A 26,756-nucleotide genomic window follows, 5' to 3' on the forward strand; every position below is an offset into this window, starting at 1 on the left:
GGCAGGCAGGCGGGAGCGGGAGTGGGGGCAGGTGAGAGGTGAGGGGCGGGCGGCCGTCACGGCGGCGGGACGGGCGCGGGGCGGCGTCCGCGGGCATGCGCGGGGCGGGCCGGGGCGGGCCGGGGCGCCGCCCGCTCAGGAGGCGGGGGCGGGAGGCGTGGGGCGAGGTGCGCGCGGCGGCGACGGCGCAGGCGGACGGCGGGGACACGGCGAGGACGGCGGGCCGCTGCGGCGCCCGTCCGCCCGCTTCCGTCCCTACTCAGGACGTGCGGACGGAAGCGGGCGGACGCGGTGGTCGCAGGGGGGCGCGGGCGGCTCCGGCGCTCAGGCGGCGGACGGGTGCGGCGGGTGCGGGCTGTACGGCGGCGGTTGGACGGGCACCGTGGCCAGGCGCGCGGCGGTGAGCGTCCTGGGAGCCCGGTCCCGCGCCCGGCGGTGTGCGCCCTCCCTGCGTCCGGGCGGGCCGAGCAGTTCCGGCATGCCCGCGCAGTACACCTTGACCAGTTCGTGCATGCGGTACCGGCCCGGCCCGTGCAGCTCCAGCAGGTGTTCGTCCACCAGGGTCTCCAGCAGCCGTTCGGCGACGGCCATCGTGCGTCCGAGCAGCGCGGCGGCCGACTCCGCGTCCGTCCACCGGTCGGGTGAGGTGCCCAGCAGCCGCAGGAGGCGCTGCTGTTCGACGCACAGGTGGCGGTAGGACGCCTCGAAGCAGCCGGCCAGGCCGCCGTGCTCCGTCTGGAGTTCCGCCAGGCGGCGTTCGGGGTCGGCGAGCCGGGCCGCCAGGTGGGCCAGCGGCCAGCTCGGCCGGTGCCGCAGCCGCGCCGCGGCCGCGGAGACGGCGAGCGGCAGGTGTCCGCAGTGCCGCAGGACGGCGTCCAGCAGGTGCGGTTCCGGGGCGGGGTGCCGGTCGCCCACCAGGGCGCGGAACAGCCTGCGTGCCTCGTCGGGGGCGAGCATGTCCAGCGAGATGATCCTGGCCGGGCAGAGCACCGTCAGGGGCAGCCGGCGGCGGCTGGTGACGAGCGTGAGGCAGTCGGGGCCGTCCGCGAGGAGCGGCGAGATGTGCTCGGGGAAGGCGGCGTTGTCCAGGACGAGCAGGACGCGGCGTCCGGCGAGCCGCTGCCGCCAGAGCACGGTCCGGTCCTCGGCGGACGGGGGGATCTCCGCCTCGGGCACGCCGTCGGCGCGCAGCAGCCGCCCCAGGCCCTCCACGGCGGTGAGGGGGTCGTGGTCGGCGGCGTGGCCGCGCAGGTCGAGGAAGTACCGGCCGTCCGGGTAGTGCGGGGCGAGGCGGTGCGCCGCGCGCACGGCGAGCACCGACTTGCCGACGCCGCCCATGCCGTCGATGGCGATCACCCGGCGGCCGGCGGTTCCGGCCGTGGTGGTGCCCGTCTCCTGGCCGCCCGCGGCGGCGTCGAGCAGTTCGGCCAGTTCGCGGGTGCGGCCGACGAAGTACGGCAGGTCGGGCGGCAGGGTGTCGCGGACCGGCCGGGGCGGACCGGCCGGGGCCGGGCGCGGGGGCGGCGTGTCGGTGTCCTCGCGGAGCATCTGCCGGTGGGCGTCGAGCAGTTCGGGTCCCGGGCTCAGCCCGAGGGATTCGGCCAGGGTGCGCCGGGTGCGCTCGTACACGGCGAACGCCTGGGCGCGGGCGCCGGCGCGGTAGAGGGCGAGAACGTAGGGGGCCACGATCCGCTCCCGCAGCGGGTGTTCGGCGGCCCACGCGGAGAGTTCACCGGCCAGGCTCTGGTGGCGGCCGAGTTCCAGTTCGAGCTGGGCGCAGTCCTCCAGCGCGGTGAGCCGCTTCTCGTTCAGCGCGGCCGCCTGGGCCTGGAGGACGGCGGTGTCGAGTCCGGAGAGCGCCGGCCCCGTCCACAGCGCGAGCGCGGCGCGGAACGCTTCCACGGCGCGGGCCGTGTCCCCGGCGCGCTGGTGGTCCCGGGCTCCGGCGAGCAGGCGGTGGAAGCGGTCGGCGTCCACGTCGGCGTCCACGACGTCCAGTTGGTAGCTGTCGGTGACCGCCCGGATGGTGGCCCCGCTCGCCCCGAGGAGGTTGCGGAGATCGGATACCGCGTTGCGTATCTGCTTGCCGCCGGTGCTGGGAGGTGCCTCGCCCCAGACGGCGTCGATGAGGCGGCTGACGGACACCCGCCGGCATTCCGCGGTGAGCAGGGCACCGAGCACGATCTGGTGCTTGGTGCCCCGCAGCGGCACACGCCGCCCGTCCACTTCGAGTTCCAGCGGACCCAGTATGCGAAGTTCGACCTTGGACACGACGTGGATATCCCTTCTGCCGCCGCGTGACCCTCGTGACGCGGTGGCCCGTGACTCACGTGAAGGGAGCGGAGCGGCACCGGACGGCCTCATTGCCGTCCCGCCGCTGTCGGCTCGTCCCCCGGTACCGTGTGCGGCCGGTGGGGACGGGCCGGGCCGCGTGGACATCGCTTTGCCCCCTGTGGCGATGTCGCAGCCGGTGTCGTCGGTTGGACGACCGAGCTCAGCCCTTGGTCAGGGACTGCGGCTCATCGTTCGGGTGTGCGGCGTCCGCGTCCGGAGCAGCCTTTCCCCTGGCATTTTCCGGCAGCCGCTTCTGGGTCACCGCGAGCAGTGCCCCGGCCAGCATGACGACGGCGCCGACGAGTTGGAGGCCGGTGATGGACTCCCCCAGGAACACCACGGCGCACGTGACGCCGAACACGGGCACGGTGAACATGACGACCGTGGCGGTCGACGGGCTCACCACGCGCAGCCCGCGGTAGTAGAAGAGGTAGGCCACTGCGGTGGGGCCCACGGCGAGGTACACGACGTTGGCCCAGGTGTGGCCGGGCGTGCCGGACCACTCCACGTCGGGGAGGAAGGGCAGGGCCAGCAGCAGCAGTCCGAGCGCTCCCGCGGCCGTTCCGTAGGTGGTCGCACGGAGCGGGTCCATTCCGACCAGGACCTTTTTGGAAGCGATGCTGTAGGTCGCCCAGGATGCCGCGCCGAGGAGGAAGACGAAATCTCCGGCGAGGCGGGTGGAATCGACGTCGGAACCCACGCCCCCGGCTCCCAGGAAGAACACCACCGCTCCGGCGAGGCCGATTCCCAGACCGCACATGCGGCGGGCCGACGCGGTTTCCCGACGGGTTATGAGGAGGAAAAGGGTGGTGAGTACCGGACTGAGGACGGGAACGATGATGCTGCCGTCCGCCGAAGGAGCGAGAGAAAGTCCCCAGAAGAAGAAGAGATTGTAAGCGAATACTCCGATGAGCCCCACGGCGGCGGCCCTGGCTATCTGTTTTCCGGTGAGTTTTCCGCCCCTCGCCGACCTGCTCGTGATGAAGGCCAGGATGACGAGCAGAATGACGGCCCCGCCGCCGAACCGGAGAAATGCGGCGACCTGGTGCGGCATGTGTCCGACGACGGCCTTGGAACTGGCGAAAGCGCTGCCGAACAGGGCCATGGTCACCAGCAGGTACAGGTGGGCGTCGACCGACTGGCTCCGTCGTCCGGCTCCTTCCGGCATCGGGTTCTCCTCGGGATAGTGGACACGGACGGTGACGGAAACGGTTCTGCACGGCCGGGGGCCGACCGGGGGCGCCTGTGCGGCGAACCGGTGGCCTCAGGGCCGGAGGGGGACGCACCTCACGGGTGCATGCGGGCACCCTTGAGGATCTTGTCCACGGCGTTGCGCGGGCCGTAGACGGCCAGGCCCACGAGGTCGAGCTGGCTCTGCGGGACCGCCGCCACCGCCGCCCGGTTGTCCCGGTCGTTGTTCGTGCTGAACAGGTCCGACGTGAAGACGGACATGGGGACGACCCGGCTCAGGGCACGGCTGTGCGACGTGGTCAGCGCCTCCTTCGTGCCCTCGAAGACGAGCACGGGCTGACGGAACATCGGCAGGTAGTCGGTGGCGTCGGCGTCGGCGTACGGCTCGCCGATGACCTCCGGGACCCGGCTGCTGATGCCGCTGACGAGGAAGGCCGTGACGTTGAGTCGCTGCCAGGTCTGGAGGTCCTCGCGGAGGAGCACCGCGATCTTCGTGTCGAACCGGACGGGCGGGTTTGCGGAATCCATGGAGTGGATTGTTTCGTGGTCCGGCCACCCAAGTCTTGTACGATCTTTGCATGGTTGCTCGCCCGGACATCAAGGCATGGCGCCCGCAGGTGGACGGGATCGCGGAAGTCCTCCACGCCCGCATCACCGAGCACGTCTATCCGATGCACACCCACGACTCGTGGACTTTGCTTATCGTCGATGACGGAGTGGTCAGGTACGACCTCGACCGGCACGAGTACGGTGCCCTGGAGCAGCTCGTCACCCTCCTGCCGCCGCATGTACCCCACAACGGGTGTTCGGTCAAGCCGACCGGATTCCGGAAGCGCGTCATCTATCTCGACTCCTCTCAGCTCGGCGACCATCTGATCGGCCTGGCCGTCGGCAACCCCGCCTGCGACGATCCCGTGTTGCGGGAGAGAATTCACCAGTTGCACAACGCCCTGACACATCCCGGCGACGAACTGGAAGCGGACAGCAGGCTGGCCTTCGTCGCCGAGCGGCTGCGCGCCCACCTGGAGCGGCGGTGCGAACCGAAGGAGCCCGCGGCGGACCCGGGGCTGGCCCACCGGTTACGCGAACTCCTCGACGAGTGCTTCGTGGAGGGCGTCACCCTCCGGGAGGCGTCCGAGCAGCTCCACGCCCACCCGGCCCACCTCGTCAGGGTCTTCAGCCAGGAGTTCGGCATGGGCCCGCACCAGTACCTGACGGGCCGCCGGGTGGACCTGGCACGCGGGCTGCTGCTCGCCGGGATGGCGCCGCGCGCGGTGGCCGCGTCCGCCGGTTTCTACGACCAGTCGCACTTCACCCGCCACTTCAAGCGCATCCTGGGCATCAGCCCGGGGCAGTACGCGCGCACCGGTCCCCCGACGGGTCTGCGCCGCGTCACGGTCTGACCCGACCGGCGCGGCGCGCCCCTCCCGGCAGGCCGCCCGGGAAAGTCACCACGTTCCCCGTGGCCGGTCCATCGCCCGCCGGTGCCGCCCGTCCTAGCGTCGTCCGCGACCACACGACGGCGTGAAGGAGTGCGCGATGGAGGACACGACGACGCCCGCGGAGCGGGCGCCGGGCGGCATCAGCCGCAAGAACGTGCTCAGGGCGGCCCTGGTGGCGCTGCCCGTACCGGCGCTGGTGGGCTCGACCGCCCTGGCCCGCGACGCCCGGCCGGACACCGCGGGCCAGGGGCTGCTGACCCCGACACCGATGTGCGACGACGGCGACGACCCCACCCCCGAGCAGATGGAGGGCCCCTACTTCCGGCCCGACTCACCGCGCCGCACCTCCCTGCTGCAACCGGGCACCGTGGGCACCCGGCTCACGGTGAGCGGCTACGTCTTCGGCCGCTCCTGCCGGCCCGTCCCCGACGTCCTGCTCGACTTCTGGCAGGCGGACGCGAACGGCGCCTACGACAACACCGGGTACCGCTTCCGGGGTCACCAGTTCAGCACCGCGCGCGGCGCCTTCACGCTGGAGACGATCGTGCCCGGCCTCTACCCGGGCCGCACCCGGCACCTGCACGTCAAGGTGCAGGCCCCCGGACGCCCGGTGCTGACCACGCAGCTCTACTTCCCCGGCGAGCCGCGCAACAACACCGACGCCCTCTACGACCCGGCGCTGCTGATGCAGGTGCGGCAGAACGGCAGCGTGCGCGAGGCCAGCTTCGACGTCGTCCTGGACCTCGACCAGTCCCCCGGCGATCCCGGCGACCCCGGCGACCCGGGTGAGCCGGGCGGCGCCTGGCGGGCGGGCACCGCCTACCGGGCCGGGGACCGCGTCACCTACGCGGGCAGCGGATACCGCTGCCTCCAGGCGCACACCGCGCACCCCGGCTGGGAGCCGCCGTCGGTGCCCGCGCTGTGGCGGCGGGAGGCGGCCGCCGGGCGGTGAGGGCCGCTGGCGGAGGGACGGAGCCGGGGCGGCGCCACGCCGGGCTCCCCCTCCGCCAGGGGGCCGCGGGGCGCCGCCGCGATGTGGTGTGCTGGGTGCCCGGCCGACGAGAGGAACCCACCGTGCGACGCACCGGTCTGACCGCCACGGCAGCCGCCACCGTGCTGCTCACCGCCGCCTGCGCCGGAGGACCCGCGGCGCAGGGCGGCGACGACACCGCCTCGCCCGCGCCCGGCCCCTCCGGCGCGGCGTCCGCCCCGCCCACCGCCGGTGCGGCGACCGACCGGCCGGTCCCCCCGCCGCCCGCCGAGGGCTCGGTGGACGTGACCCGCACCGTCGCCACCGGTCTGCCTTCGCCCTGGGGGCTGGCGCCGCTGCCCGACGGCGACTTCCTGGTGTCCTCCAGGGACGAGGCGACGATCCTGCGCGTCGACGGGGAGAGCGGCGCGACGACGCGGGTGGGCGAGGTCCCCGGCGTGCAGCCCGGCGGCGAGGGCGGGCTGCTGGGCATCGCCCTGGGGCCGGGCGCCGGCTCCGGCCAGCTCTACGCCTACTTCACCAGCGCCTCGGACAACCGCGTGGTGCGCATGAACTACCAGCCGCAGCGGCCCGAGGGCCAGCAGCTCGGCGCGCCGGACGCCGTCGTGCGGGACATCCCCAAGGCCCAGACCCACAACGGCGGGCGCATGGTCTTCGGCCCCGACGGCATGCTGTACGTGGGCACCGGCGACGCGGGCACCGGCGGTGACGCCCAGGACCCGGACTCGCTGGCCGGCAAGATCCTGCGGGTGCAGCCGGACGGCAGCCCGCCGCAGGACGGCAACGTCGGCGACGGCTCGCTCGTCTACTCGCTCGGCCACCGCAACGTGCAGGGCCTCGCCTTCGACGGCGCGGGGCGGCTGTGGGCGTCGGAGTTCGGCCAGAACACCTGGGACGAGGTGAACCTCATCGAACCGGGCGGCAACTACGGCTGGCCCGAGGTGGAGGGCGAGGCGGGCGAGGAGGGGTTCACCGACCCCGTCGCCCAGTGGCGGCCCGAGGAGGCCTCACCCAGCGGGCTGGCCTGGGCGGAGGGCTCCCTGTGGCTGGCCGGGCTGCGCGGGGAGCGGCTGTGGCGCATTCCGCTCGACGGCACGGAGCTGGTGGCCGAACCGCAGGCGTTCCTCCAGGGCGAGTACGGACGGCTGCGGACCGTCGCCGCCGCGGACGGGAACGGGCTGTGGCTGGTTACCAGCAACACCGACGGGCGCGGCGACCCGGCCGACGGCGACGACCGTATCCTGGAACTGACGGTCGAATGACCACGCGAACCGCCCGCGGGGGCGGGGAGAAGGAGGCCGGCATGTTCGGTGCCGCCGAGGAAGTGTTCCATCCCGGCGCCCAGTACGCCGAGGACGAGCGGCAGCGGCTGGAGCACAGCCGCTTCCAGGAGAACGCGCACGCCCCGGGCAAGGGCCCCATCGACCTCGACTCCGGCCGGGTGCTCATGGGGCTGGCGGAGGAGGAGGGCGTCGTCCTGCCGGCCCGCCCCAGGGTCGAGGAGTCCGACGAGGAGGAGCCGCGGGGCGTCACGCTGTGACGCCCCGCGCCACCGGGCGCACCACGGCCGTTCAGCCCGCCCCGGCGGGCTGAACGGCCGCGACCATGCCGAGCCGGTGGGCCAGCGCCGCCGCCTCGCCGCGGCTGCCGACCGTCAGCTTCGCCAGGATGTTGGAGACGTGCACGCTCGCCGTCTTCGGCGAGATGAACAGCTCCTCGGCGATCTGCCGGTTGCTGCGACCGCCGGCCACCAGGGTCAGCACGTCCCGTTCGCGCCGGGTGAGCCCGAAGCTTTCCCCCGGGTCCGCCGGCCCCCCGTCCGCCTTCTCCTCCGGGGCCGGGCGGTGGGCCGCCAGCGCGATCCTGGCCCGCGCGGCCAGCCGCTCCACCGCCTCGCCCAGCGGGGCGGCGCCCAGCGTCACCGCGACGGCGTGCGCCTGGGCCAGCAGATCACCGGCCTGCTGCCGGCCGGCCTGCCCCGCTCCCGCGTCGAGCAGCGACTCCGCCCGGCGGAACCGGGCCAGCGCCAGCAGGTGCGGCATCCCGAGCCCCTCCACCGCCGCGACGGCCTCCGCCCAGCGCCGCGGGCACGCCCGGCCCTCGGCGCGCAGCAGTTCGGCGTCCACCATGAGCCCGTACGCCGCCGGGACGCAGGAGAGGCGGGGCAGTGACCGGCTCGCGCTGCGCACGGTGGCGAGCGTGCGGGACCGGCCGGCCTCGGCGGCGGGCAGCCCGCGCGACTCCGACTCGGCCGAGGCCGCGGCGAACAGCAGCGGCCACGCGTACCGCTCGGTGCCCATGGGGAAACCCTCCCCGACGGCGCGCGCGAGCAGGCCGCGCACCTCGTCGACGCGGCCCCTGGCGGCCTCGATGTCCATCTCCAGCGCGGTCAGCGGGATCGTGTACTGCGGCTGCGGGTCGTGCGTGCCGTAGTGCCGGTGCGCCTCCGCCAGCTCCCGGGCGGCCAGCCCGGTGTGGCCGCGGAGCACGGCGAGCTGCCCGCTGAGCATCGCCGCGGTGCCCAGGGGGCGGGAGTCCAGCGCGTGCTGCCGGGCGTCGGCGACCGCCTGCTCGGTCTCCTCCCAGCGGCCCAGGGCGAACAGCGCGTCCCCGCGGTTCCCGTACAGCCACGCCTTGACGCGCTGCTGGCCGTACCGCCTGGCCAGCTCCAGCCCCTCCACCAGCACGTCGAGGGCCTCGGTGTACCGCCCGAGGCCGTGCAGCGCGGAACCGAGGTTGACGTGGGCGCGGCTCATGGCGGAGACGACGCCCTGCTCGGCGACCCGGCGGGCCGCCGAGCACATCTCCGCCACGCCCTCCCGCGCGTCCCCGGCCGCGATGAGCAGGTGGCCCAGCGTGGTGCGCGCGTGCAGTTCGATGCCCTCGGCGCCGACGACCCGGGCCAGCCCGACGGCCCGCTGCGCGGTGGTCAGCGCCTCGGGCGAGGGTGCGTGCATGGCGGACCAGCCCGCGACGAAGGCCAGCACCTCGGCGTGCACGGGCGAGGGCGGCAGGCCGCGCACCAGCTCCTGGGCCCTGGCCAGCTCCGCCCAGCCGTCGCCCTGGCTCGTCAGCTCGGTGAGCTTGGACTTCTGCGTCCAGAACCAGGCGGCGCGCAGCGGGTCGTCCCCGTCACCGCCGTCCTCCAGGAGCCGCAGGCCCTGCTTGATGGCCGTCAGCGCCCGCTTGCGCTCACCGGCGAGCAGCGCGGTGGAGACCGTCTCGGCGAGCAGGTCCAGGTAGCGCAGGGCGTCGTCGTCGCAGCCGCAGGCGGGGTACCCCTCGGCCTGGTCGAAGGGGCGCAGCGCGCGGCGCGTCGCGGGGGCCGCGGCCTCCCACAGCTCCAGGGCGCGGTCCAGCAGGCGCAGCTGCTCGGCGTAGGCGTAGCGGCGCCGGGCCTCGACCGCGGCGTCCAGCACGGCGGGCAGGGCCTTGGCCACGTCGTGGGCGTGGTACCAGTAACTGGCCAGGCGGGCCGCGCAGTGCTCGGCGCGGATGAGGGCGGGATCGGCCTCCACGGCCTCGGCGTAACGGCGGTTGAGGGCGCTGCGCTCGCCCGGCAGCAGGTCGTCGCTGACGGCCTCGCGGACCAGGGCGTGCCGGAAGCGGTACCCGTCGCCGTCCTCGGTGGGGGCCAGCACGTGGGCGCCGACGGCGGCGCGCAGGGCGGCCAGCAGCTCGCCCTCCGCGCCCCCGACGACGGCCGCCAGCAGCCCGAACTCCACCGTCGTGCCGCCCTCGGCGGCGATCCGCACCACGTGCTGCACGGACTCCGGCAGCGTCTCGACCCGCACGAGCAGCAGGTCGCGCAGGGAGTCGCTGATGTCGCAGCAGGCGCTGGCGCCGCTCGCGGTCAGCTCCTCGACGAAGAACGGGTTGCCCTCGGAGCGCTGGTACACCTGCTCGACCAGCTCGTGGGCCGGTTCGGGGACGCCCTGGATGCCCGCGATCTGCGCCCGCACCTCGTCCCGGCTCAGCCGGGGCAGCTCGATGCGCTGGACGGTGCGCAGCCGGTCCAGCTCGGCGAGGAAGGGCCGCAGCGGGTGGCGGCGGTGGATGTCGTCCGAGCGGTAGCTCGCCACCAGCACCAGCCGGGCGTGGTGCAGGGAGCGGAAGAGGTAGGCGAGCAGTTCGCGGGTGGAGCGGTCCGCCCAGTGCAGGTCCTCCACGGCCAGGACCAGGGTGCGCTCCCGGGAGAGGGACTCCAGCAGCCGGGCGGTCAGTTCGAAGAGACGGGCGCGCCCGTCCTCGTCGCGGAAGCCGTGGGTGGGCTCGCCCAGTTCGGGCAGCAGCCGGGCCAGCTCGCCCTCCTGGCCCGCGGCGGCGGCCCGCAGTTCGTCCCCGAGCTGCCGGTGCAGGGAGCGCAGCACCGTGGAGACGGGGGCGAAGGGCAGGCCGTCGGCGCCGATCTCGATGCAGCCGCCGACGCAGGTGACCGCGCCGGAGCTGCGGGCGGCGGCCAGGAACTCCTCCAGCAGCCGCGTCTTGCCGACGCCGGCCTCGCCGCCCACCACCAGCACCTGCGGCTCGCCCGCGGCGGCGCGGGCGAGCGCATCGGTGAGCTGGGACTGTTCGGCGCCACGGCCGACGAAGACCGGGCTGATGCTGGAGGCGTACACGTCGCCGAGCATCGCACAGGGGGCTGACGCGGCGGCAGGCATTTTCTGCCGGGCGGTCAGGCGGCCTTGGCCCAGCGGGCCCGGCGCCGGGTGGCCTCCTGTTCCCGCGCGGCGTCCCGCTGGCGCCGCCGTACGAAGGCGACGAGCCGCTCCTGCTCGGCCTGCGCGCGCAGCTCGGCGATGCGGGCCTGGTGGGCGATGATGTCCTGGTACACGGGTGCTCCCGGATGCGGTTGCTGCGAGGCTCCACCGCCTGGTGAAGCTCCTCCCAGCGTGCTTCCTGAGGAGCCGCGCCCGCATCGGGCGCCTGCCTGATCCCTTCGGCGAAAGGGCCTTAGACGGCCGCGGGAGCCGCCTTAGGGCATGGCGCGCAACCTGTTTTCCCACACCACGCGCGAAGCCGGGGAGGGCTTCGCCGAAGCCCTCCCCGGCGCGGGGAGCGTGCGGGCGCGTTCCGGGGCCCGCCGTGCGCGGTGCGTCCCTAGCCGGACACGCCCAGCTTCTCCAGGATCAGTTCGCGCACCCGGGCCGCGTCGGCCTGGCCTCGGGTGGCCTTCATGACGGCACCGACCAGCGCGCCGGCCGCCGCGACCTTACCGCCGCGGATCTTGTCCGCGATGGCCGCGTTGCCCGCGATGGCCTCGTCCACGGCCGTGCCGAGCGCGCCCTCGTCCGAGACGACCTTCAGGCCGCGCCGCTCCACGACCTCGTCGGGCGAGCCCTCGCCCGCGAGCACGCCCTCGATCGTCTGGCGCGCCAGCTTGTCGTTGAGCGAGCCCTCGGCGACCAGCGCGCAGACCCGCGCCACCTGCTGCGGGGTGATGGGCAGCGCGGCGGGTTCGGTGCCCTCCTCGTTGGCGCGGCGGGCCAGTTCGCCCATCCACCACTTGCGGGCCTGGTCGGCCGGGGCGCCCGCGTCGGTCGTGGCGATGATCAGGTCCAGCGCCCCGGCGTTCAGCACGGACTGCATCTCGTGCTCCGAGATGCCCCACTCCTCGCGCAGCCGGTTGCGGCGCAGCCGCGGCAGCTCGGGGAGGGCGGCGCGCAGCTCCTCGACCCAGGCGCGCGAGGGCGCGACGGGCACGAGGTCGGGCTCGGGGAAGTAGCGGTAGTCCTCCGCCTCCTCCTTGATCCGGCCCGCGGTGGTGGAGCCGTCCTCCTCGTGGAAGTGCCGCGTCTCCTGCACGATCGTGCCGCCGCCGCCGAGCACGGCGGCGTGCCGCTGGATCTCGAAGCGGGCCGCGCGTTCCACGCTGCGCAGCGAGTTGACGTTCTTGGTCTCGCTGCGGGTACCGAAGGCGGTGGTGCCCTTGGGCATCAGCGACAGGTTCACGTCGCAGCGCATCTGGCCCATCTCCATGCGGGCCTCGGAGACCCCGAGCGCCCGGATCAGCTCGCGCAGCTCGGCGACGTAGGCGCGGGCCACCTCGGGGGCGCGCTCACCCGCGCCGGTGATCGGCTTGGTGACGATCTCGATGAGCGGGATGCCCGCCCGGTTGTAGTCGAGCAGCGAGTGGGAGGCGCCGTGGATGCGGCCGGTGGCACCGCCGATGTGCGTCGACTTCCCCGTGTCCTCCTCCATGTGCGCCCGCTCGATCTCGACGCGGAAGACCTCGCCGTCCTCCAGCTGGACGTCGAGGTAACCGTCGAAGGCGATGGGCTCGTCGTACTGGGAGGTCTGGAAGTTCTTCGGCATGTCCGGATAGAAGTAGTTCTTCCGGGCGAAGCGGCACCACTCGGCGATGGAGCAGTTCAGCGCCAGGCCGATCTTGACGGCCGACTCCACGCCGGTCGCGTTGACGACCGGCAGGGAACCGGGCATGCCGAGGCAGGTGGGGCAGGTCTGCGCGTTGGCCGGCGCGCCGGGCACGGTGGCGCAGCCGCAGAACATCTTGGTCTTGGTGCCGAGCTCGACATGGACCTCCAGGCCCATGACGGGGTCGTAGGACGCCAGCGCGTCCTCGTACGACACCAGGTCGATGACGGTCACGAGGGATTGCCTTCCGATCAGCCTGCGTCAGTCGCCGGCGAGGATGTCGTCGCTGGACATGCGCCGCAGTTCGCGGACCAGGAGCAGCACACCGGTGGTGATGGCGGCGGCCGAGATCGCGGCGTCGACGAGCTGGAGCCGGTCGCCGTCGTGCCGGGCCTGCTTGGCCTGCTTGACGACGCTGACCGCGCCGAACAGCGAGGTGCCGATGGACAGGTAGGTGCCGGCCTTGGACTTCTTGAACCCCTTGGCCTTGCTGAAGGTGCTGGACTTGCTCACAGCGACGGTGCCTCCTCAAGCAGCGGATGCCCCCACCGGGTGTGGAAGGCGGCTTCGACGGCCGCGCCTACCCGGTAGAGCCGGTCGTCAGCCATGGCGGGGGCGATGATCTGCAGCCCCACCGGCAGCCCGTCCTCCGGCGCGAGGCCGCAGGGCAGCGACATGGCGGCGTTGCCGGCCAGGTTGGACGGGATGGTGCACAGGTCGGCCAGGTACATGGCCATCGGGTCGTCGGCGCGCTCGCCGATGGGGAACGCGGTGGTGGGCGACGTCGGGGAGACCAGCACGTCCACGGAGTCGAAGGCCCGCTGGAAGTCGCGGGTGATCAGGGTGCGCACCTTCTGCGCCGACCCGTAGTACGCGTCGTAGTAGCCGGAGCTGAGCGCGTAGGTGCCCAGCATGACGCGGCGCTTGACCTCGGCCCCGAACCCGGCCTCGCGGGTGAGCGCGGTGACCTCCTCGGCGGAGCGGCTGCCGTCGTCGCCGACGCGCAGGCCGTAGCGCATGGCGTCGAAGCGGGCCAGGTTCGAGGAGCACTCGCTCGGCGCGATCAGGTAGTAGGCGGCGAGCGCCCTGGTGAAGGACGGGCAGGAGATCTCGGTGACCTCGGCGCCCAGTTCCCGCAGCAGGTCCACGGACTCGGTGAACCGCTGCATGACGCCGTCCTGGTAGCCCTCGCCGGAGAACTCCCGGACGACGCCGACGCGCAGACCGCGCACGTCGCCGTTCCTGGCCGCCGCGACGACGTCGGGCACCGGCGCGTCGATGGAGGTGGAGTCCAGCGGGTCGTGGCCGGCGATGACCTCGTGCAGCAGCGCCGCGTCCAGCACGGTGCGGGCGCACGGGCCGCCCTGGTCGAGCGAGGAGGAGAAGGCGACCATGCCGTAGCGGGACACCCCGCCGTAGGTCGGCTTCACGCCGACGGTGGCGGTGAGCGCCGCGGGCTGGCGGATCGAGCCGCCGGTGTCGGTGCCGATGGCCAGCGGTGCCTGGAAGGAGGCGAGCGCGGCGGAGGAGCCGCCGCCCGAGCCGCCGGGGGTGCGGGTGAGGTCCCAGGGGTTGCCGGTGGGCCCGTAGGCGCTGTTCTCGGTGGAGGAGCCCATGGCGAACTCGTCCAGGTTCGTCTTGCCGAGCAGGACGACGTCGGCGTCCTTGAGCCGCCGCGTCACCGTGGCGTCGTACGGCGGCACCCAGCCTTCGAGGATGCGGGAGCCGACGGTGGTGGGCACGCCCTCGGTGGTGAAGATGTCCTTGAGCGCCAGCGGCACCCCGGCCAGCGGGCCGAGCTCCCGGCCGGCGGCGCGCTTGTCGTCCACGCGGCGGGCCGCGGCGAGCGCGCCCTCGCGGTCGACGTGCAGGAAGGCGTTGACCTTCTCGTCGACGGCCTCGATGCGGGCGAGGTGCGCCTCGGCGACCTCGGTGGCGGACGTCTCGCCGCGGGCGATGCGCTCGGCGGTCTGGGCCGCGGTGAGCCTGGTCAGATCGGTCATGCCCGTCACTCCTCCCCCAGGATCTGCGGCACCTTGAAACGCTGCTGCTCCTGGGCGGGCGCGCCGGAGAGCGCCTGCTCGGGCGTCAGGCTCGGACGGACCTCGTCCGGGCGCATGACGTTGGTCAGCGGCAGCGGGTGGGAGGTCGGCGGCACGTCCTCGGTGGCGACCTCGGAGACGGTGGCGACCGCTCCGATGATGTCGTCGAGCTGTCCGGCGAAGTGGTCGAGCTCTTCGTCCTTCAGCTCCAGGCGTGCCAGCTTCGCGAGGTGCGCGACCTCCTCGCGCGTGATGCCAGGCATGCGGCGGTCCTTAGGGGTTCTGTGGCTTTGCGGTCCGGGTATGCGGGCCAATCCTAGTCGCGTGAGTGACGTGCGTGGCGCTGACCCGGTGCGGCCGCGCGGGCAGGCGCACGCGGACGTCCCCGTCCCGCGCCCCCGGCTTCTAGCCGCCACTGCCCTTCAGCGGTGCGGGGACGCCGGGGGGCAGCACCCGGGCGCCCTTCAGCGCGGCGGCGCCCCGGGCCGTCGGCACGCCGCGCGCCCGCAGCCACGCCGTCGCCTCGGCCGGGGGCATCGCCGCGGCGACGAGCCAGCCCTGGACGGCGTCGCAGTGCAGGTCCCGCAGGCGTTCCCACGTCTCGTCGTCCTCCACGCCCTCCGCGACGACGAGCAGCCCGAGGGAGTGGGCGAGGTCCACCGTGCAGCGGACGATCTCGGCGTCCTGGCTGTCCACGGCGAGCCGGGCCACGAAGGAGCGGTCGATCTTCAGCTCGCTCACCGGCAGCCTGCGCAGGTGCACCAGGGAGGAGTAGCCGGTGCCGAAGTCGTCCAGCGACATCTTCACGCCGTGCCCGGTGAGCCCGGCGAGGGTGTCGGCGGCCTGCTGCGGGTCCTCCAGCAGGACGTGCTCTGTGATCTCCAGCTGGAGCGCGCCCGGGGGGACGCCGTGCCGGGCCAGCCGCGCGGCCACCGCTCCGGCGAAGCCGGGGGTGTGGACGTCCCGCGGCGAGACGTTGACGGCCACGGGCACCGTCAGCCCCGCCCTGCGCCAGGCCGCGACCTGGCGCAGGGCCGTCTCCAGCACGTACTCGGTGAGCCGGGGCATGAGCCCGGAGGTCTCGGCGATGGCGATGAAGGTGTCCGGGGGGACCCGGCCGCGCTCGGGGTGCTCCCAGCGCACCAGGGCCTCCAGCCCGGCGACCTCGCCGTCGAAGCGGACCTTGGGCTGGTAGTGGAGCGCCACCTCGCCCGCGTCCAGGGCGCGCCGGAGGTCGGCGAGGAGGCCGAGGCGGTCGGGGGTGTTGCCGTCGCGGGCGGCGTCGTAGACCTCCACGCCGCTGCGGTCCCGCTTGGCCTCGTACATCGCCACGTCCGCGCGCCGCAGCAGCCCTTCGGCCTCGCGGGCGTGGTCGGGGTAGACGGCGACGCCCGCGCTGGCCTCCAGGACGAGGGTGAGGCCCTCCAGGTCGAGCGGGGAGCTGAGGGCGGTGACCAGGGCGCGCGCCACGCGCTGCGCGCTCGTGGTGGACACCGCGTCGGGCAGCAGCACCGCGAACTCGTCGCCGCCGAGCCGGGCGGCCTCCGCGCCGCGCGGCAGGGCCGCGCGCAGCCGGTCGGCGGTCTGGAGCAGCAGCCGGTCCCCGGCAAGGTGGCCGAGGGTGTCGTTGACGGACCGGAAGCGGTCGAGGTCGATGAGGACGAGCGCCGCCCTGGTGCCGTGCCGCTCGGCGGTGTCCAGGGCGGTCCAGGTGCGCTCCATCAGCCACAGCCGGTTCGGCAGGCCGGTGAGCGGGTCGCGGAGCTGCTCCTCGGCGCGGGCACTGGAGATCCACAGCGCCGTGTCGAGCGCGATTAAGGGGACCGCGAACAGGGGCAGCACGACCGGCATGGCCACGGCGACGACCACGATCAGCGGCGAGATGCCCAGCAGCGCCAGGCACACCAGGCCCTGCCGGATCAGCGCGGCGCGCGTCGCGGTGGGCAGCGCGGCGCACGGGCTGAGGCAGTACCACAGCAGGACCCGGGTGACGACGAGGTAGGTGCACGCCACCGCGAGCACCTCGGGCACGGCAGCCCAGCGCCAGATCTCCGGTGCCCACGGCACCTCGACGGAGGGGTGGGTGCCGAAGACGGCCATGGTGAGCGCCGCCGCGCCGATGCCGAGGACGTCCACGGCACCGTGCACGAGGGCCTGGTGGATCTTGCGGCGGTGCCGTGCGGCGCCGGCGAGGGCGACGACGGCCACGCTGACAAGCGTGGCGGGCACCCAGCCGTAGAGCAGCAGGATGGCCAGGGTGAGGGCGGCGCCCGAACCGGTGCCGCACCGCCAGCGGTCCCGGCCCAGCGCGACGAGGTGGCCGACCACGACGCCGGTCAGCAGGGCGAGGGCCCAGCCCGCGGGGCCCGAGGGGAACAGGGCGCGGCCCTGGTCGAGCACCCGGTAGACGCCCGCGAGCAGCACACCGCCCGCCGCCGCGAGGACGAGCGCCGGCAGGTGCGGCACGGCGGCGAACAGGGCGCGCCGCAGCCGCGGTCCGGCGCTCCCGCCGTCCCCGCGCGGCCCGCCCCCGCGCGGCCCGCCCCCGCGCGGCCCGTCCCCGCGTCCGTCCCGGGTGCCGTCCGGGGCGGGCGGGGGCGGCGCGGGCGGCACTCCGGCCCCGGCGGTGGCGGGCACGGGACCGGGGCCGGGCGGGCGGGAACGGTCGGTGCGGGTGCCGCGCGGCGCGCGCGGGGCGGGACCGGCTGGCGAGCGGTACGGGAGTGACGGGCGGGGGCTGCCCTCTCCACGCTCCTCAGGTGTCTGCTGCATGCGCGTCCCTCTCACGGCCGTCGGTGCACCGCGCCACGGCGGGCGCACGTCTCCCACAGTAGGCGCCAGACGGGTGTCAGGGGCACCGATCGGCCGCGGCAACTCGCCCGCGGCGGGCTAATTGTCCGTCACATTCCAGCCGACGCAAGGGTGTTGCGCGGACGCGCGGCGGCCGGGCGGCGCCGGGCGGCCGGGGTGACGGGGTGTCTCATGACGGGGTGTCAGGCTGCTCCCCCGGCCGGTTCGCCGACCGGTTCACCGGGCTGCTCCCCGGCCTGCTCAGCGGCTTCCTCGCCGGGCGGGGCGAGGGCCACCGCGCGGGCCGCTTCGGGCCCCTGCTCCAGCAGGACGGCGAGCCCCGCGTCGTCGAGAACGGGTACCTTCAACTGCACTGCCTTGTCATATTTTGATCCCGGATTATCACCCACAATGACGAATCCCGTCTTTTTCGAGACCGAACCCGTGACCTTGGCGCCGCGGCTCTGCAACGCCTCCTTGGCCTCGTCGCGGGTGTGGGTGGCCAGCGTGCCGGTGACGACGACGGTGAGGCCGTCCAGCGGACGCGGGCCGCTGTCCGCCCCGCCCTCCTCCGCCATCCGGACGCCCGCGGCGCGCCAGCGCTCCACGATCTCGCGGTGCCACTCCTCGGCGAACCAGTCCTTGAGCGAGGCGGCGATCGTCGGGCCGACGCCCTCGGTGGCCGCCAGCTCCTCCTCGCTGGCCTCGGCGATCCGGTCGATCGAGCGGAACTCCCGGGCCAGCGCCTCCGCCGCGACCGGGCCGACGTGCCGGATCGACAGCCCGGTGATGACGCGCGCCAGAGGCCGCTGCCGGGCGGCCGCGATGTTCTCCAGCATGGCGACCGTGTTCTTGCGCGGCTCCCCCTTGAGGTTGGCGAAGAGCGTGACGACCTTCGCCTCGCCCGTCTCCGGATCGCGCTTGGGAAGCCCGGTGTCGGGGTCCAGGACGTGCGACTTGATGGGCAGGAGCTGCTCCACCGTCAGGTCGAAGACGCCGCCCTCGTCCCGCAGCGGGGGCTCGGCGGGCTCCAGCGGCTGGGTCAGCGCCGTGGCGACGACGTAGCCGAAGTGCTCGATGTCCAGGCACTTGCGGCTCGCCAGGTAGAACAGCCGCTCCCGCAACTGCGCCGGACAGGAACGGGCGTTCGGACAGCGCATGTCCACGTCCCCCTCCCTCATCGGCTTCAGCGCGGTGCCGCACTCGGGGCAGGCGGCGGGCATGGTGAACTCGCGCTCGCTGCCGTCCCGCAGGTCCGCCACGGGCCCGAGGATCTCGGGGATGACGTCACCGGCCTTGCGGAGCACCACGGTGTCCCCGATGAGGACGCCCTTGGCCTTGACGACGTCCTGGTTGTGCAGGGTGGCGAACTCCACCTCGCTGCCCGCCACCGTGACCGGCTCCACCACGGCGTAGGGGGTGACGCGCCCGGTGCGTCCGACCCCCACCCGGATGTCGGCCAGTTTGGTGTTGACCTCCTCGGGCGGGAACTTCCAGGCGATGGCCCAGCGCGGCGCGCGCGAGGTGGAGCCGAGCCGCCCCTGGAGCGGGATCTCGTCCAGCTTGACGACGGCGCCGTCGATCTCGTGCCCGAGCGCGTGCCGGCGGCGGCCGGACTCCGCGATGAACTCCCGCACCCCTTCGAGGGATCCCACCACGCGGTTGTGCGACGAGGTGGGCAGGCCCCAGTCGCGCAGCAGGCCGTACGCCGCGGAGAGGCTGGCCGGACGCGTGCCCTCCAGGGCGCCGATGCCGTGCACGAGCATGTGCAGCGGGCGGCCCGCGGTGACCCGCGGGTCCTTCTGGCGCAGCGATCCGGCGGCGGCGTTGCGCGGGTTGGCGAACGGCGGCTTGCCCTCGGCGACGAGCCGGGCGTTCAGCTCCTCGAAGCGCTCCATGGGGAAGAACACCTCGCCGCGGATCTCCACCAGCGCCGGGACGTCCTGCCCGCGCAGCCGCTCGGGGATGTCGGCGATGGTGCGCACGTTGGGCGTGATGTCCTCGCCGGTGCGGCCGTCGCCGCGAGTGGCGGCCCGGGTGAGGCGGCCGTGCTCGTAGGTGAGGTTGACCGCGAGCCCGTCGATCTTCAGCTCGCACAGGAAGTGGTACGGCACCTCGCCCAGTTCGCGGGCGACGCGCTCGGCCCAGGCGGCCAGCTCCTCCTCGTCGAAGGCGTTGTCGAGCGAGAGCATCCGCTGCCGGTGGGCCACGGCCGTGAACTCGGTCTCGTAGTGGCCCGCGACCTGCTGGGTGGGCGACTCGGGCGTGCGCAGCTCGGTGTACCGCTCCTCCACCGCCTCCAGCTCGCGCAGCAGCCGGTCGAACTCGGCGTCCGAGACGACCGGCGCGTCCTTCACGTAGTACCGGAAGCGGTGCTCGTCGACCTCCTCCGCCAGGCGCTTGTGCTGCTCCCGCACCTCGGCGGGCACGCTCACGGCCTCTTCGGCAGCCACCGTCTCGTCCTCCCGTTGCTCGGCCCGGTCAGCCCCGGCCCGTCACCCAGATCCGTTCACTCAGGGTCATGGGCGAGTGAACGCGCCGCCCGGACGCAGTGCGCCAGCGCCTCACGGGCGTACCCCGGCGCGGCCCCCGCGAGACCGCACGCCGGAGTGATCACCACGGACTCCGCGAGGAGACCGGGCGACAGCCCCAGCCTGCGCCACAACGACCTGACACCCATGACGCTACCGCCCGGGTCCGACAATGCCCCGGCGGCGGGCACCGCGCCGGAAACGACACCCCCGGCGGCGGGAACGATCCCGGCGAAGAGCGCGGTGCCGCCCTCGACGGCCTCCCCGATCGCCTCGTCATCACGCTCGGTGAGCAGCGCGGCGTCGAAGGAGACGCCGGCGGCCCCCGCCCGGCGCAGCAGCGCGAACGGCACGTCCGGGGCGCACGAGTGCACCACCACCGGGCTGTCCCCGGCGGCGGCGACCAGCTCGGCCAGCGCGTCGCGCACCACGGCCCGGTCGACCGCCCGGTGGGTGCGGTAGCCGCTGGCCGTCGGCACCCGGCCGGTCAGCACCGGGGTGAGGGACGGCTCGTCCAGTTGCAGCACGGGCCGCGCCCCGGGGACGCGGCGCCGCACGTCCGCGAGGTGGTCGCGCACCCCCTCGCTCAGCGACGCCACCAGGTCCCGGCGGGCCCCCGCGTCACCGAGCACGGCCTCACCGTTGCGCCGCTCCAGCGCGGCGGCCAGCGTCCACGGGCCGGTGACGGACAGCTTGAGCGGGCCGGTGAAGCCCTGTGCGTGCTCCTCCAGGGCGTCCAGGTCCTCGCGCAGCCAGGCGCGGGCCCGGCGGGTGTCGCGCCCGGGCCGGTCGCCGAGCCGCCAGCCGCTGGGCTCCACGCGGGCGTACAGCTCCACGAGCAGGCCCGTGGTGCGGCCGATCATGTCGGCGCCGGGGCCGCGGGCGGGCAGCTCCGGCAGGAACGGCAGGTGGGGCGGGGCCTCCAGCGTCCCCACGACCGTCCTCGCGGTCTCGCGCGCGTCCTCCCCGGGCATCGATCCGATGCCGCTCGCCGCGCCCGGACCCCAGCTGAACCTCGACTTGTTGCTCACGGTGTCACTCACGCCTGCAGCCTACGGACGCCGGGCCCGGTGCGCGGCACGGGTCCGGCGCCCGGACCGGGCCCGGGGCGTGCGGGCGTGCCGCGCGCGGGTCCCGCACGGCCGGGAGACGTCCGGCGTCAGCCGCCGGGGCGGACGGTCAGGTCGGTGACCTCCGCGTCGCGCGGCAGGTCCAGCGCGGCCAGCACCGTCCGCGTCACGGACTCGGGCGTGATCCAGTCCTCCGGGCGGTACGCCTTGCCCTCCTGGCGGTGCACCTTCTCCTGCATCGGCGTGGCGGTGCGGCCGGGGTAGACACTCGTCACCCGCACGCCGTTGCCGCGCTCCTCGCCGCGCAGCGAGTCCGCGAGCGCCTTCAGCCCGTGCTTGCTGGCGGCGTACGCGCTCCACTGCGGGTGCGCGTGCAGCCCGGCGCCGGAGTTGACGAACACCACCTGGCCGCGCGCCTGCCGCACCTGCGGCAGGAGCAGCCGGGTCAGCTCGGCCGGGGCGACGAGATTGGCCGCGAGGGTGGCCTGCCAGACCTTCGGGGTCAGCTCCCCGACGGCCCCCAGTTCGCACACGCCCGCCACGTGCAGCAGGGAGTCCAGTTCGCCCGGCAGTCCCTGGTGGCCGAAGGCCCAGGACAGCCGCTCGGGCTCGGCCAGGTCCCCGACGAGGGTGCGGACGGTGCCCGGGGCGTCCGCGAACGCCCCGGCGAGCTGCCGGGCCCGCCCGGCGTCACGGGCCAGCAGCCACACCTCGTCGCCGCGTTCCAGCAGCGCCCGGGTGACCGAAGCCCCGATACCCGAACCTGCTCCGGTGATCAGATGCGTAGCCATGCCGACACCCTATTGCCGTAGCGGTCCGGCCCGTCCGGTGGCACGACGCGGCACGAGGGCGACAATTCAGACAAGGCTTCACGTACCGCCGCTCCCCCGCCGGCCCGCCCGTCAGCCCGCATCCCCAGCACCCGCCCAGCCCCAGCCCACCCCGCTCACAGTGGAGTCGCGTCCATGGCCAACACGACGTCCTTCAGCACCCGTGACCTCGGCATAGACCTCGGTACCGCAAACACCCTCGTGTACGCCCGCGGGCGCGGCATCGTCCTGAACGAGCCGTCCGTCGTGGCCGTCGACACGCGCACGGGCAACGTGCTCGCCGTCGGCCACGAGGCCCGCGAGGCCGTGGGCCGCACGCCGGGCTCCATCATCACCACCCGCCCGCTCAAGGGCGGCGTCGTCTCCGACTACGAGGCGGCCGAGGGCATGCTCCGGCTGTTCATCAACAAGACCAGGCGCAGCCGCAACCGGGCACCGCGCGTGATCGTCTGCACCCCCAGCGGCGTGACCGGCGTCGAACGGCGCGCCGTCCTGGAAGCCACCTCCCGGGCGGGCGCCCGCTCGGTGCACCTCATCGAGGCGCCGATGGCCGCCGCCATCGGCGCCGGGCTGCCCGTCTACGAGCCGTGCGGCTCGATGGTCGTCAACATCGGCGCGGGCTCCACGGAGGTCGCCCTCATCTCCCTCGGCGGCGTCGTCGCCGCCCGCTCCTCCCGCGTCGCCGGCGACGCGCTGGACGCGGCGATCTCGGCGTACATCGAGAAGAAGCACACGATATCGGTGGGCGCCCGCACCGCCGAGCAGATCAAGACGGCGATCGGCAAGGACACCCAGCTCATGGTGCGGGGCCGCGACAAGGTCACCGGGATGCCCAAGAGCGTCCAGCTCGGCACCGAGACCGTCCTCGAAGCCCTGGACACGCCCGTACAGGCCATCGCCGACGCGGTGAACGCCACCTTCGACGCCTGCCCGGCCGAACTGTACGGCGACATCATGGAACGCGGCATCGTCCTCACCGGCGGCGGCGCCCTCCTGCACGGCCTGGACGAGCGGCTCTCCCGGGCGACCGGCATGCCGGTCATCGTCGCGGACGAACCCGCCAGCTGCGTCGCCCTCGGCACGGGCCGCTGCCTGGAGGACTTCTCCCGACTGGAGACCCGCTTCACCCCGCCCGCCGCGGTGGCGTGACGGGCCGATCGCGGGGTACGCGCAGTGACGTGCCCGGCGAAAGCGGACGATCCCGCACGTCAGGGCGCATGAAGCACACCACCCTCCCCAAGGGAACCGAAGGAGCGAGGTCAACGGATGTACGCCGTGAAGAGCACACTGCCGGAGCAGGACCTCAAGGTGGTCGGTGAGGCGCTGCAGGGCGCGCTGGTCGATCTCGTCGACCTCTCGCTGGTCGCCAAGCAGATCCACTGGACCGTCGTCGGCCCGCGCTTCCGGACGATCCACCTCCAGCTCGACGACGTCGTGGACACCGCGCGCCAGTACTCGGACACCGTGGCCGAACGCGCCTCCGCGCTCGGCATCGCCCCCGACGGGCGCGCCGCCACGGTCGCCCAGGGCAGCGGCATCGCCCGCGTCACCGAGGGCTGGCAGCAGGACATCGACGCCGTGGCCGCCATGACCGAGGCCCTCGGCGCGGTCGTCGCCCGCATGCGCGAGCGGATGTCGGCCACCGGCAAGGCCGACCCGGTCACCGAGGACATCTTCATCGGCCTCACCGGCGAACTGGAGAAGCACCACTGGATGTTCCAGGCCGAACACAAGCAGTGAGGTGAGAGCGTCATGGTGCGCTGACCTGCGCGTACTTGATGCTTCGCTTCGTTCGTTACGTTCACTGGGTTACGTGAGATTGCGTAATTCAGGCGTAAGACGAGTAATCCACGAGTAAGGAAGAGCCCCCCGGCAATCGCGCCGGGGGGCTCTCCTGGCGACCTCGGAGTCCCCGCCATCTGGACGGGACGGCCCTTGCACGAGAAGCCGTCTCCAGCAGCCGCCAGCTCGGGCACGCGCAGGCAAATGCCCGGCGGTCGCGCTGTGGGGGCAGCAGGCGATGCGTGAGTTCTGCACCTATCTCGCACAGTGTGAGCTACCAAGCGTCAAGATCACAAAATGTATTACCAGCGATACAGACATCTCCCCAGGTGCGGCGCAGCGTGCATCTGGTGTCTCATGATCGACCGCCACCCTGGGTACTCGACCGGCGCCGGGCCCTCGGCGACCAGCTGCGCGCCGCCCGCCTGCAGGCGAACCTGACCCAAGAGGCGCTAGGGGAGCTTGCTGAGGTCGACCGCCAGTCCGTCAACCGCATCGAACAGGGCCACCAGGCCCCACGCCTCGACACCCTGATCCGGCTCGCTGATGCCCTGCAAGCGGATATCGGGCTCGTGTTCCGCCAGCCGCCGAGCGGTCCGCCCGCCGACGACCCGGCCTAGGGGGCGCTGGGTCGGCATCCGGGGCAGGCGCGGGGGAACCAGAAGCTGATGTCGCCGTGCCACCGCCACCGCTGCGGCGGCGCATCGACCGCGTCGGCCCCCAGCAGCACACCGCAGTGCACGCACGCCTCCGCCCGCACCTGCGCGTCGCTCAGGCCGTCCCGGGCGATCCGCTCGTACGGCGGCCCACCCGGCGGCGGCGCACCGTGTACCCGGGCGGCCCGCCACGCCTCGTAGGCCGCATGCCCGTCCGGACAGGTACCCGCTGCCGGGGCGGCGGCACGCCGGACAGCCACGGCCGTGCCGCAGCAGATCCCCCCACGCCCGGTCCGCCGCCCGCTGCCCGGCAGTCAGCGGTTCCGCGGCCGCCGCCCGGCGCGTCACCACGGCCCGCACCCTTCGGGCGCCGGCGGTGCGCCGCCGAGCCGGGGCACCCGGGCGACGTACGGCCGCACCAGCGCGAGGCCGGTGTCGTCGGCCGCGGCGGTGCGGGGCGGAGCCGGGCGGCACACGCACACGACCCGGCCCGTGACCACCAGACGCCGCAGCGCGCGGCTCACCGGCGGGGCCACCGCGCTCACGCGGCGGCCGTCCCGTACCAGCACGGCGGGCACTCCCACACCGATTCCACCGGCGCCCCGGATCTGATACGGGCGCTGCAGAGCTGCAGGTCGTCGCAGGCCGCACCGCAGGTGCTGCAGTGGGCCGGCGGTTCGCCCTCGGCGGCCAGACACGCCGGGCACAGAGTCCGCTCCCACCCGGGGCCCGAAGGGGCCGCGACATGGCTGACCACCACGCCCTCATCGGTTCCGCAGCCGTCGCAGCGTCCGCTCACGGGGCGGTCACCTCGGCCGGTCCGACGCCGGGCGGCAGCGCGGGGGCGCAGTCCGGGCAGGCGTAGGTGCTGTGGTCCGGTCCGGACGCGGCCGGTGCCGCCGCGACGAGCACCGGGACGGCGGTGTCCCGGCCGCAGCCGCCGCAGCGCACGGCCCGGACCGTCCGCGGCCCGTACAGGCGAGCGGACGCCTCCTGCAGCGCCCCTTCGAGCCGGTCAGGGTCAGTCAGGGGGCGGTCCGGCAGTAACCGCCAGAACAGCACGCCCCGCTGGCCGCCCGTCGGCGGGATCTCGATCGACAGGCCCAGCCCAGCGGTGAACACCTGCACGCCCTCGATGCGCGGCCAGGCCAGTCCCGCGCCCGGAGCGATGAGCCACGTCCAGATACGGTCGGCAGCATCCTCAATCACGGCCCCGGATTCGTCCCCCAGCTCGTCGAGTGTGGCTCGGGCCAGGGTCTCCGGAACGCGAACGGCATCCCACCAGCGGCCTACCGGCTGGAAGGCCGCGTCCGGACCGGGCGGAGGGGACCAGGAAGCAAGAGGCTGCACGACAACTCCAGGGTGGGTGATCACGGTCACGCCGACCGTAGAACCCCGGAGCGAAGAGGAGGGGCACAGATTGTGCCCCCTACCTCACGCCGCGAGCACCCCTACCTGAACCGCCAACTCGCACGCCTGGCGCCGCAGGGCAGGCACCCGTGATTCAGCCTCCTCCAGCAGTATCCGCCGCGCGTAGCCGTTCCACCGGACCGTCTCCGGCGCAGTCGCAAAGGCTTTCTCCAGCGTGGTGAGTGCCGTCTCAACCTGTCCAGCCAGCTGGTAGCCGCGCGCCTCCTCAATCCGGTGCCGGGCACGCCGTGGACGCGACGGGATCGTCAGCACGTCCGCACGCCGTGCCTGACGCACCGACTCCCCGCCCGCGTGCAGCTCCACGGCGACGGTGACGGCGTGCGCACCCATGATGGTCCGGGAGAACGAGGTGATCGGGTGGTAGTAGCCCTTGTCCAGCCCCTTGGCCGAGGCGCGAGCCTTGTCCCACCACCCCCACGCCGTACCGGTGTCTCCCCGGCGGGCCGCCGTATACCCGGCAGCCACCTCCAGGGCTCCGGCGATCGCGCGCACGTCGTCGCCGCCGTCCGGCCGGTGTCGTGTCAGGTACCGCAGTGTCTCGGTGGTGACCGCGTCGGCGGCGTCGTACCCGGCCGCGTCCCGGTGGGCCTCGGCCATCAGCCACGCGGCGACACCGATGGCGTGCGGGTCCTCGGACTCCTGGGCGGCGACCATGCCGCGATCGGCGACCCGCCACAGCAAGCTGGAGTCCGGTTGGTAGGCGAGGAAGAACTGACCGAGGGCGTACACCTCCGCCAGGAGCGCCTGCGCGGTCCGCCGGTCGGCAGTCCGCTCTGTCTGCCGGGCCGTCAGCTGCGCGTCCCGGATGAGGTCCGGCAGAAGGGCGCCGATCACCTCGCGGTGCTCGGGGGCCGAGTGCCGGGACGACCAGGCCCTGGACAGGCGGGCCCGCAGGTGGTCGATGGGCGGTGCCTGGCGGGAGGTCGTCAAGGGGTAGGAGTCCAGCGCGGCCCGCACCGCAGGCAGCCGCTGGTGCCCAGGCCCGATGAAGAGCTCCGTAGGGAGTGATACAGCGTCCTCGACACCGGTCAGGTCTGAAAGGTCGCGCACGCGCAGGACCTCAGCAATGCGGAGGATCATGGGAAGCTTCGGGGGCTGGAGGGAGCCGTTCTCCACGCGCTTCACCCACGAGGGCGACATGCTGAGGAGCCCGGCCAGGACTTCGCGGGTGATACCGCGTCGGGTGCGGAGGATCTGGAGTCGCTGTCCGAACGCGATCGGCTCGATTGCGGGGGTCGCAGAGTTCTGCGGGGTAGCATCAGAGGACATGGCGGCCTTGCCCCTTTCCTGT

General features: G+C 73.9%; 23 protein-coding genes. 7 read left to right on the plus strand and 16 right to left on the minus strand.

The window, feature by feature from the left end; all coding sequences use genetic code 11:
* Nucleotides 1–324: 324 nt before the first annotated feature.
* From V1J52_RS03915 to V1J52_RS03925, 3 genes are all read right to left on the minus strand, one after another.
* On the minus strand, nucleotides 325–2,271 hold the full coding sequence (locus tag V1J52_RS03915) for an AfsR/SARP family transcriptional regulator (protein WP_330138153.1): 1,947 nt from the start codon (nucleotides 2,269–2,271) through the stop codon (nucleotides 325–327).
* Nucleotides 2,272–2,494: 223 nt separating this feature from the next.
* Complete coding sequence (locus tag V1J52_RS03920; RefSeq protein ID WP_330138154.1) at nucleotides 2,495–3,502, minus strand: DMT family transporter; 1,008 nt, start codon at nucleotides 3,500–3,502, stop codon at nucleotides 2,495–2,497.
* Nucleotides 3,503–3,621: 119 nt separating this feature from the next.
* Nucleotides 3,622–4,053, minus strand: a complete 432-nt coding sequence (locus V1J52_RS03925; RefSeq protein WP_330138155.1) for a DUF2000 family protein — start codon at nucleotides 4,051–4,053, stop codon at nucleotides 3,622–3,624.
* Nucleotides 4,054–4,103: 50 nt separating this feature from the next.
* On the opposite strand from V1J52_RS03925, the gene V1J52_RS03930 reads away from it, so the two are divergent.
* The 4 genes from V1J52_RS03930 to V1J52_RS03945 all read left to right on the plus strand — a co-directional run bounded on the left by V1J52_RS03930 (nucleotide 4,104) and on the right by V1J52_RS03945 (nucleotide 7,498).
* Entirely contained in the window at nucleotides 4,104–4,928 is an 825-nt protein-coding gene (locus V1J52_RS03930) for an AraC family transcriptional regulator (protein WP_330138156.1), read from the plus strand.
* A gap of 136 nt (nucleotides 4,929–5,064) precedes the next feature.
* Complete coding sequence (locus V1J52_RS03935) at nucleotides 5,065–5,919, plus strand: carbohydrate-binding protein (RefSeq protein ID WP_330138157.1); 855 nt, start codon at nucleotides 5,065–5,067, stop codon at nucleotides 5,917–5,919.
* 122 nt (nucleotides 5,920–6,041) lie between these two features.
* The gene (locus V1J52_RS03940; RefSeq protein WP_330138158.1) at nucleotides 6,042–7,220 is read left to right on the plus strand and encodes a PQQ-dependent sugar dehydrogenase; all 1,179 of its coding nucleotides are present in this window, start codon (nucleotides 6,042–6,044) and stop codon (nucleotides 7,218–7,220) included.
* Nucleotides 7,217–7,498, plus strand: coding sequence for a DUF6191 domain-containing protein (locus V1J52_RS03945; protein WP_330138159.1), 282 nt, complete (start codon nucleotides 7,217–7,219; stop codon nucleotides 7,496–7,498). Before V1J52_RS03940 ends, V1J52_RS03945 begins: the two co-directional genes overlap by 4 nt.
* 31 nt (nucleotides 7,499–7,529) lie before the next feature.
* On the opposite strand, the gene V1J52_RS03950 is transcribed toward V1J52_RS03945, so the two are convergent.
* The 10 genes from V1J52_RS03950 to V1J52_RS03995 form a co-directional block, all read right to left on the minus strand.
* Nucleotides 7,530–10,589 carry a helix-turn-helix transcriptional regulator gene (locus V1J52_RS03950; protein ID WP_330138160.1) on the minus strand — a complete coding sequence of 1,020 codons (3,060 nt, stop codon included), beginning with the start codon at nucleotides 10,587–10,589 and terminating at the stop codon, nucleotides 7,530–7,532.
* A gap of 44 nt (nucleotides 10,590–10,633) precedes the next feature.
* Nucleotides 10,634–10,792, minus strand: coding sequence for a hypothetical protein (locus tag V1J52_RS03955; protein WP_330138161.1), 159 nt, complete (start codon nucleotides 10,790–10,792; stop codon nucleotides 10,634–10,636).
* A gap of 266 nt (nucleotides 10,793–11,058) precedes the next feature.
* Nucleotides 11,059–12,567, minus strand: coding sequence for an Asp-tRNA(Asn)/Glu-tRNA(Gln) amidotransferase subunit GatB (gene gatB, locus V1J52_RS03960; RefSeq protein ID WP_330138162.1), 1,509 nt, complete (start codon nucleotides 12,565–12,567; stop codon nucleotides 11,059–11,061).
* 27 nt (nucleotides 12,568–12,594) lie between these two features.
* Entirely contained in the window at nucleotides 12,595–12,846 is a 252-nt protein-coding gene (locus V1J52_RS03965) for a hypothetical protein (protein WP_330138163.1), read from the minus strand.
* Nucleotides 12,843–14,336, minus strand: coding sequence for an Asp-tRNA(Asn)/Glu-tRNA(Gln) amidotransferase subunit GatA (gene gatA / locus V1J52_RS03970; protein WP_330138164.1), 1,494 nt, complete (start codon nucleotides 14,334–14,336; stop codon nucleotides 12,843–12,845). Before gatA ends, V1J52_RS03965 begins: the two co-directional genes overlap by 4 nt.
* A 5-nt stretch (nucleotides 14,337–14,341) precedes the next feature.
* Nucleotides 14,342–14,638: an Asp-tRNA(Asn)/Glu-tRNA(Gln) amidotransferase subunit GatC gene (gene gatC / locus V1J52_RS03975; RefSeq protein WP_330138165.1), complete on the minus strand. Its 297-nt coding sequence runs from the start codon at nucleotides 14,636–14,638 to the stop codon at nucleotides 14,342–14,344.
* Nucleotides 14,639–14,780: 142 nt separating this feature from the next.
* Nucleotides 14,781–17,147 (minus strand): putative bifunctional diguanylate cyclase/phosphodiesterase, encoded by a 2,367-nt coding sequence (locus tag V1J52_RS03980; protein WP_330138166.1) that lies wholly within the window; start codon nucleotides 17,145–17,147, stop codon nucleotides 14,781–14,783.
* Nucleotides 17,148–17,368: 221 nt separating this feature from the next.
* Nucleotides 17,369–19,618: an NAD-dependent DNA ligase LigA gene (gene ligA / locus V1J52_RS03985; RefSeq protein ID WP_330138167.1), complete on the minus strand. Its 2,250-nt coding sequence runs from the start codon at nucleotides 19,616–19,618 to the stop codon at nucleotides 17,369–17,371.
* A 56-nt stretch (nucleotides 19,619–19,674) separates the two neighbouring features.
* Nucleotides 19,675–20,727 carry a methionine synthase gene (locus tag V1J52_RS03990; protein ID WP_330138816.1) on the minus strand — a complete coding sequence of 351 codons (1,053 nt, stop codon included), beginning with the start codon at nucleotides 20,725–20,727 and terminating at the stop codon, nucleotides 19,675–19,677.
* A gap of 128 nt (nucleotides 20,728–20,855) precedes the next feature.
* Nucleotides 20,856–21,557: an SDR family oxidoreductase gene (locus tag V1J52_RS03995; protein WP_330138168.1), complete on the minus strand. Its 702-nt coding sequence runs from the start codon at nucleotides 21,555–21,557 to the stop codon at nucleotides 20,856–20,858.
* 174 nt (nucleotides 21,558–21,731) lie between these two features.
* On the opposite strand from V1J52_RS03995, the gene V1J52_RS04000 reads away from it, so the two are divergent.
* The 3 genes from V1J52_RS04000 (at nucleotide 21,732) to V1J52_RS04010 (ending at nucleotide 23,998) form a co-directional block, all read left to right on the plus strand.
* Complete coding sequence (locus V1J52_RS04000) at nucleotides 21,732–22,745, plus strand: rod shape-determining protein (RefSeq protein ID WP_330138169.1); 1,014 nt, start codon at nucleotides 21,732–21,734, stop codon at nucleotides 22,743–22,745.
* Between the two features lie 117 nt (nucleotides 22,746–22,862).
* The gene (locus V1J52_RS04005; RefSeq protein ID WP_330138170.1) at nucleotides 22,863–23,336 is read left to right on the plus strand and encodes a Dps family protein; all 474 of its coding nucleotides are present in this window, start codon (nucleotides 22,863–22,865) and stop codon (nucleotides 23,334–23,336) included.
* Between the two features lie 383 nt (nucleotides 23,337–23,719).
* Nucleotides 23,720–23,998 carry a helix-turn-helix transcriptional regulator gene (locus tag V1J52_RS04010; RefSeq protein ID WP_330138171.1) on the plus strand — a complete coding sequence of 93 codons (279 nt, stop codon included), beginning with the start codon at nucleotides 23,720–23,722 and terminating at the stop codon, nucleotides 23,996–23,998.
* Between the two features lie 380 nt (nucleotides 23,999–24,378).
* Here V1J52_RS04010 and V1J52_RS04015 read toward each other — a convergent pair whose 3' ends face one another.
* From V1J52_RS04015 to V1J52_RS04025, 3 genes are all read right to left on the minus strand, one after another.
* Nucleotides 24,379–24,618: a hypothetical protein gene (locus tag V1J52_RS04015; RefSeq protein WP_330138172.1), complete on the minus strand. Its 240-nt coding sequence runs from the start codon at nucleotides 24,616–24,618 to the stop codon at nucleotides 24,379–24,381.
* Between the two features lie 211 nt (nucleotides 24,619–24,829).
* Nucleotides 24,830–25,243 carry a hypothetical protein gene (locus V1J52_RS04020; RefSeq protein ID WP_330138173.1) on the minus strand — a complete coding sequence of 138 codons (414 nt, stop codon included), beginning with the start codon at nucleotides 25,241–25,243 and terminating at the stop codon, nucleotides 24,830–24,832.
* Nucleotides 25,244–25,468: 225 nt separating this feature from the next.
* The gene (locus V1J52_RS04025) at nucleotides 25,469–26,734 is read right to left on the minus strand and encodes a helix-turn-helix domain-containing protein (RefSeq protein WP_330138174.1); all 1,266 of its coding nucleotides are present in this window, start codon (nucleotides 26,732–26,734) and stop codon (nucleotides 25,469–25,471) included.
* Nucleotides 26,735–26,756: the final 22 nt, after the last annotated feature.

It is taken from the genome of Streptomyces solitudinis (assembly GCF_036323765.1).
Taxonomy (GTDB): Bacteria; Actinomycetota; Actinomycetes; order Streptomycetales; family Streptomycetaceae; genus Streptomyces.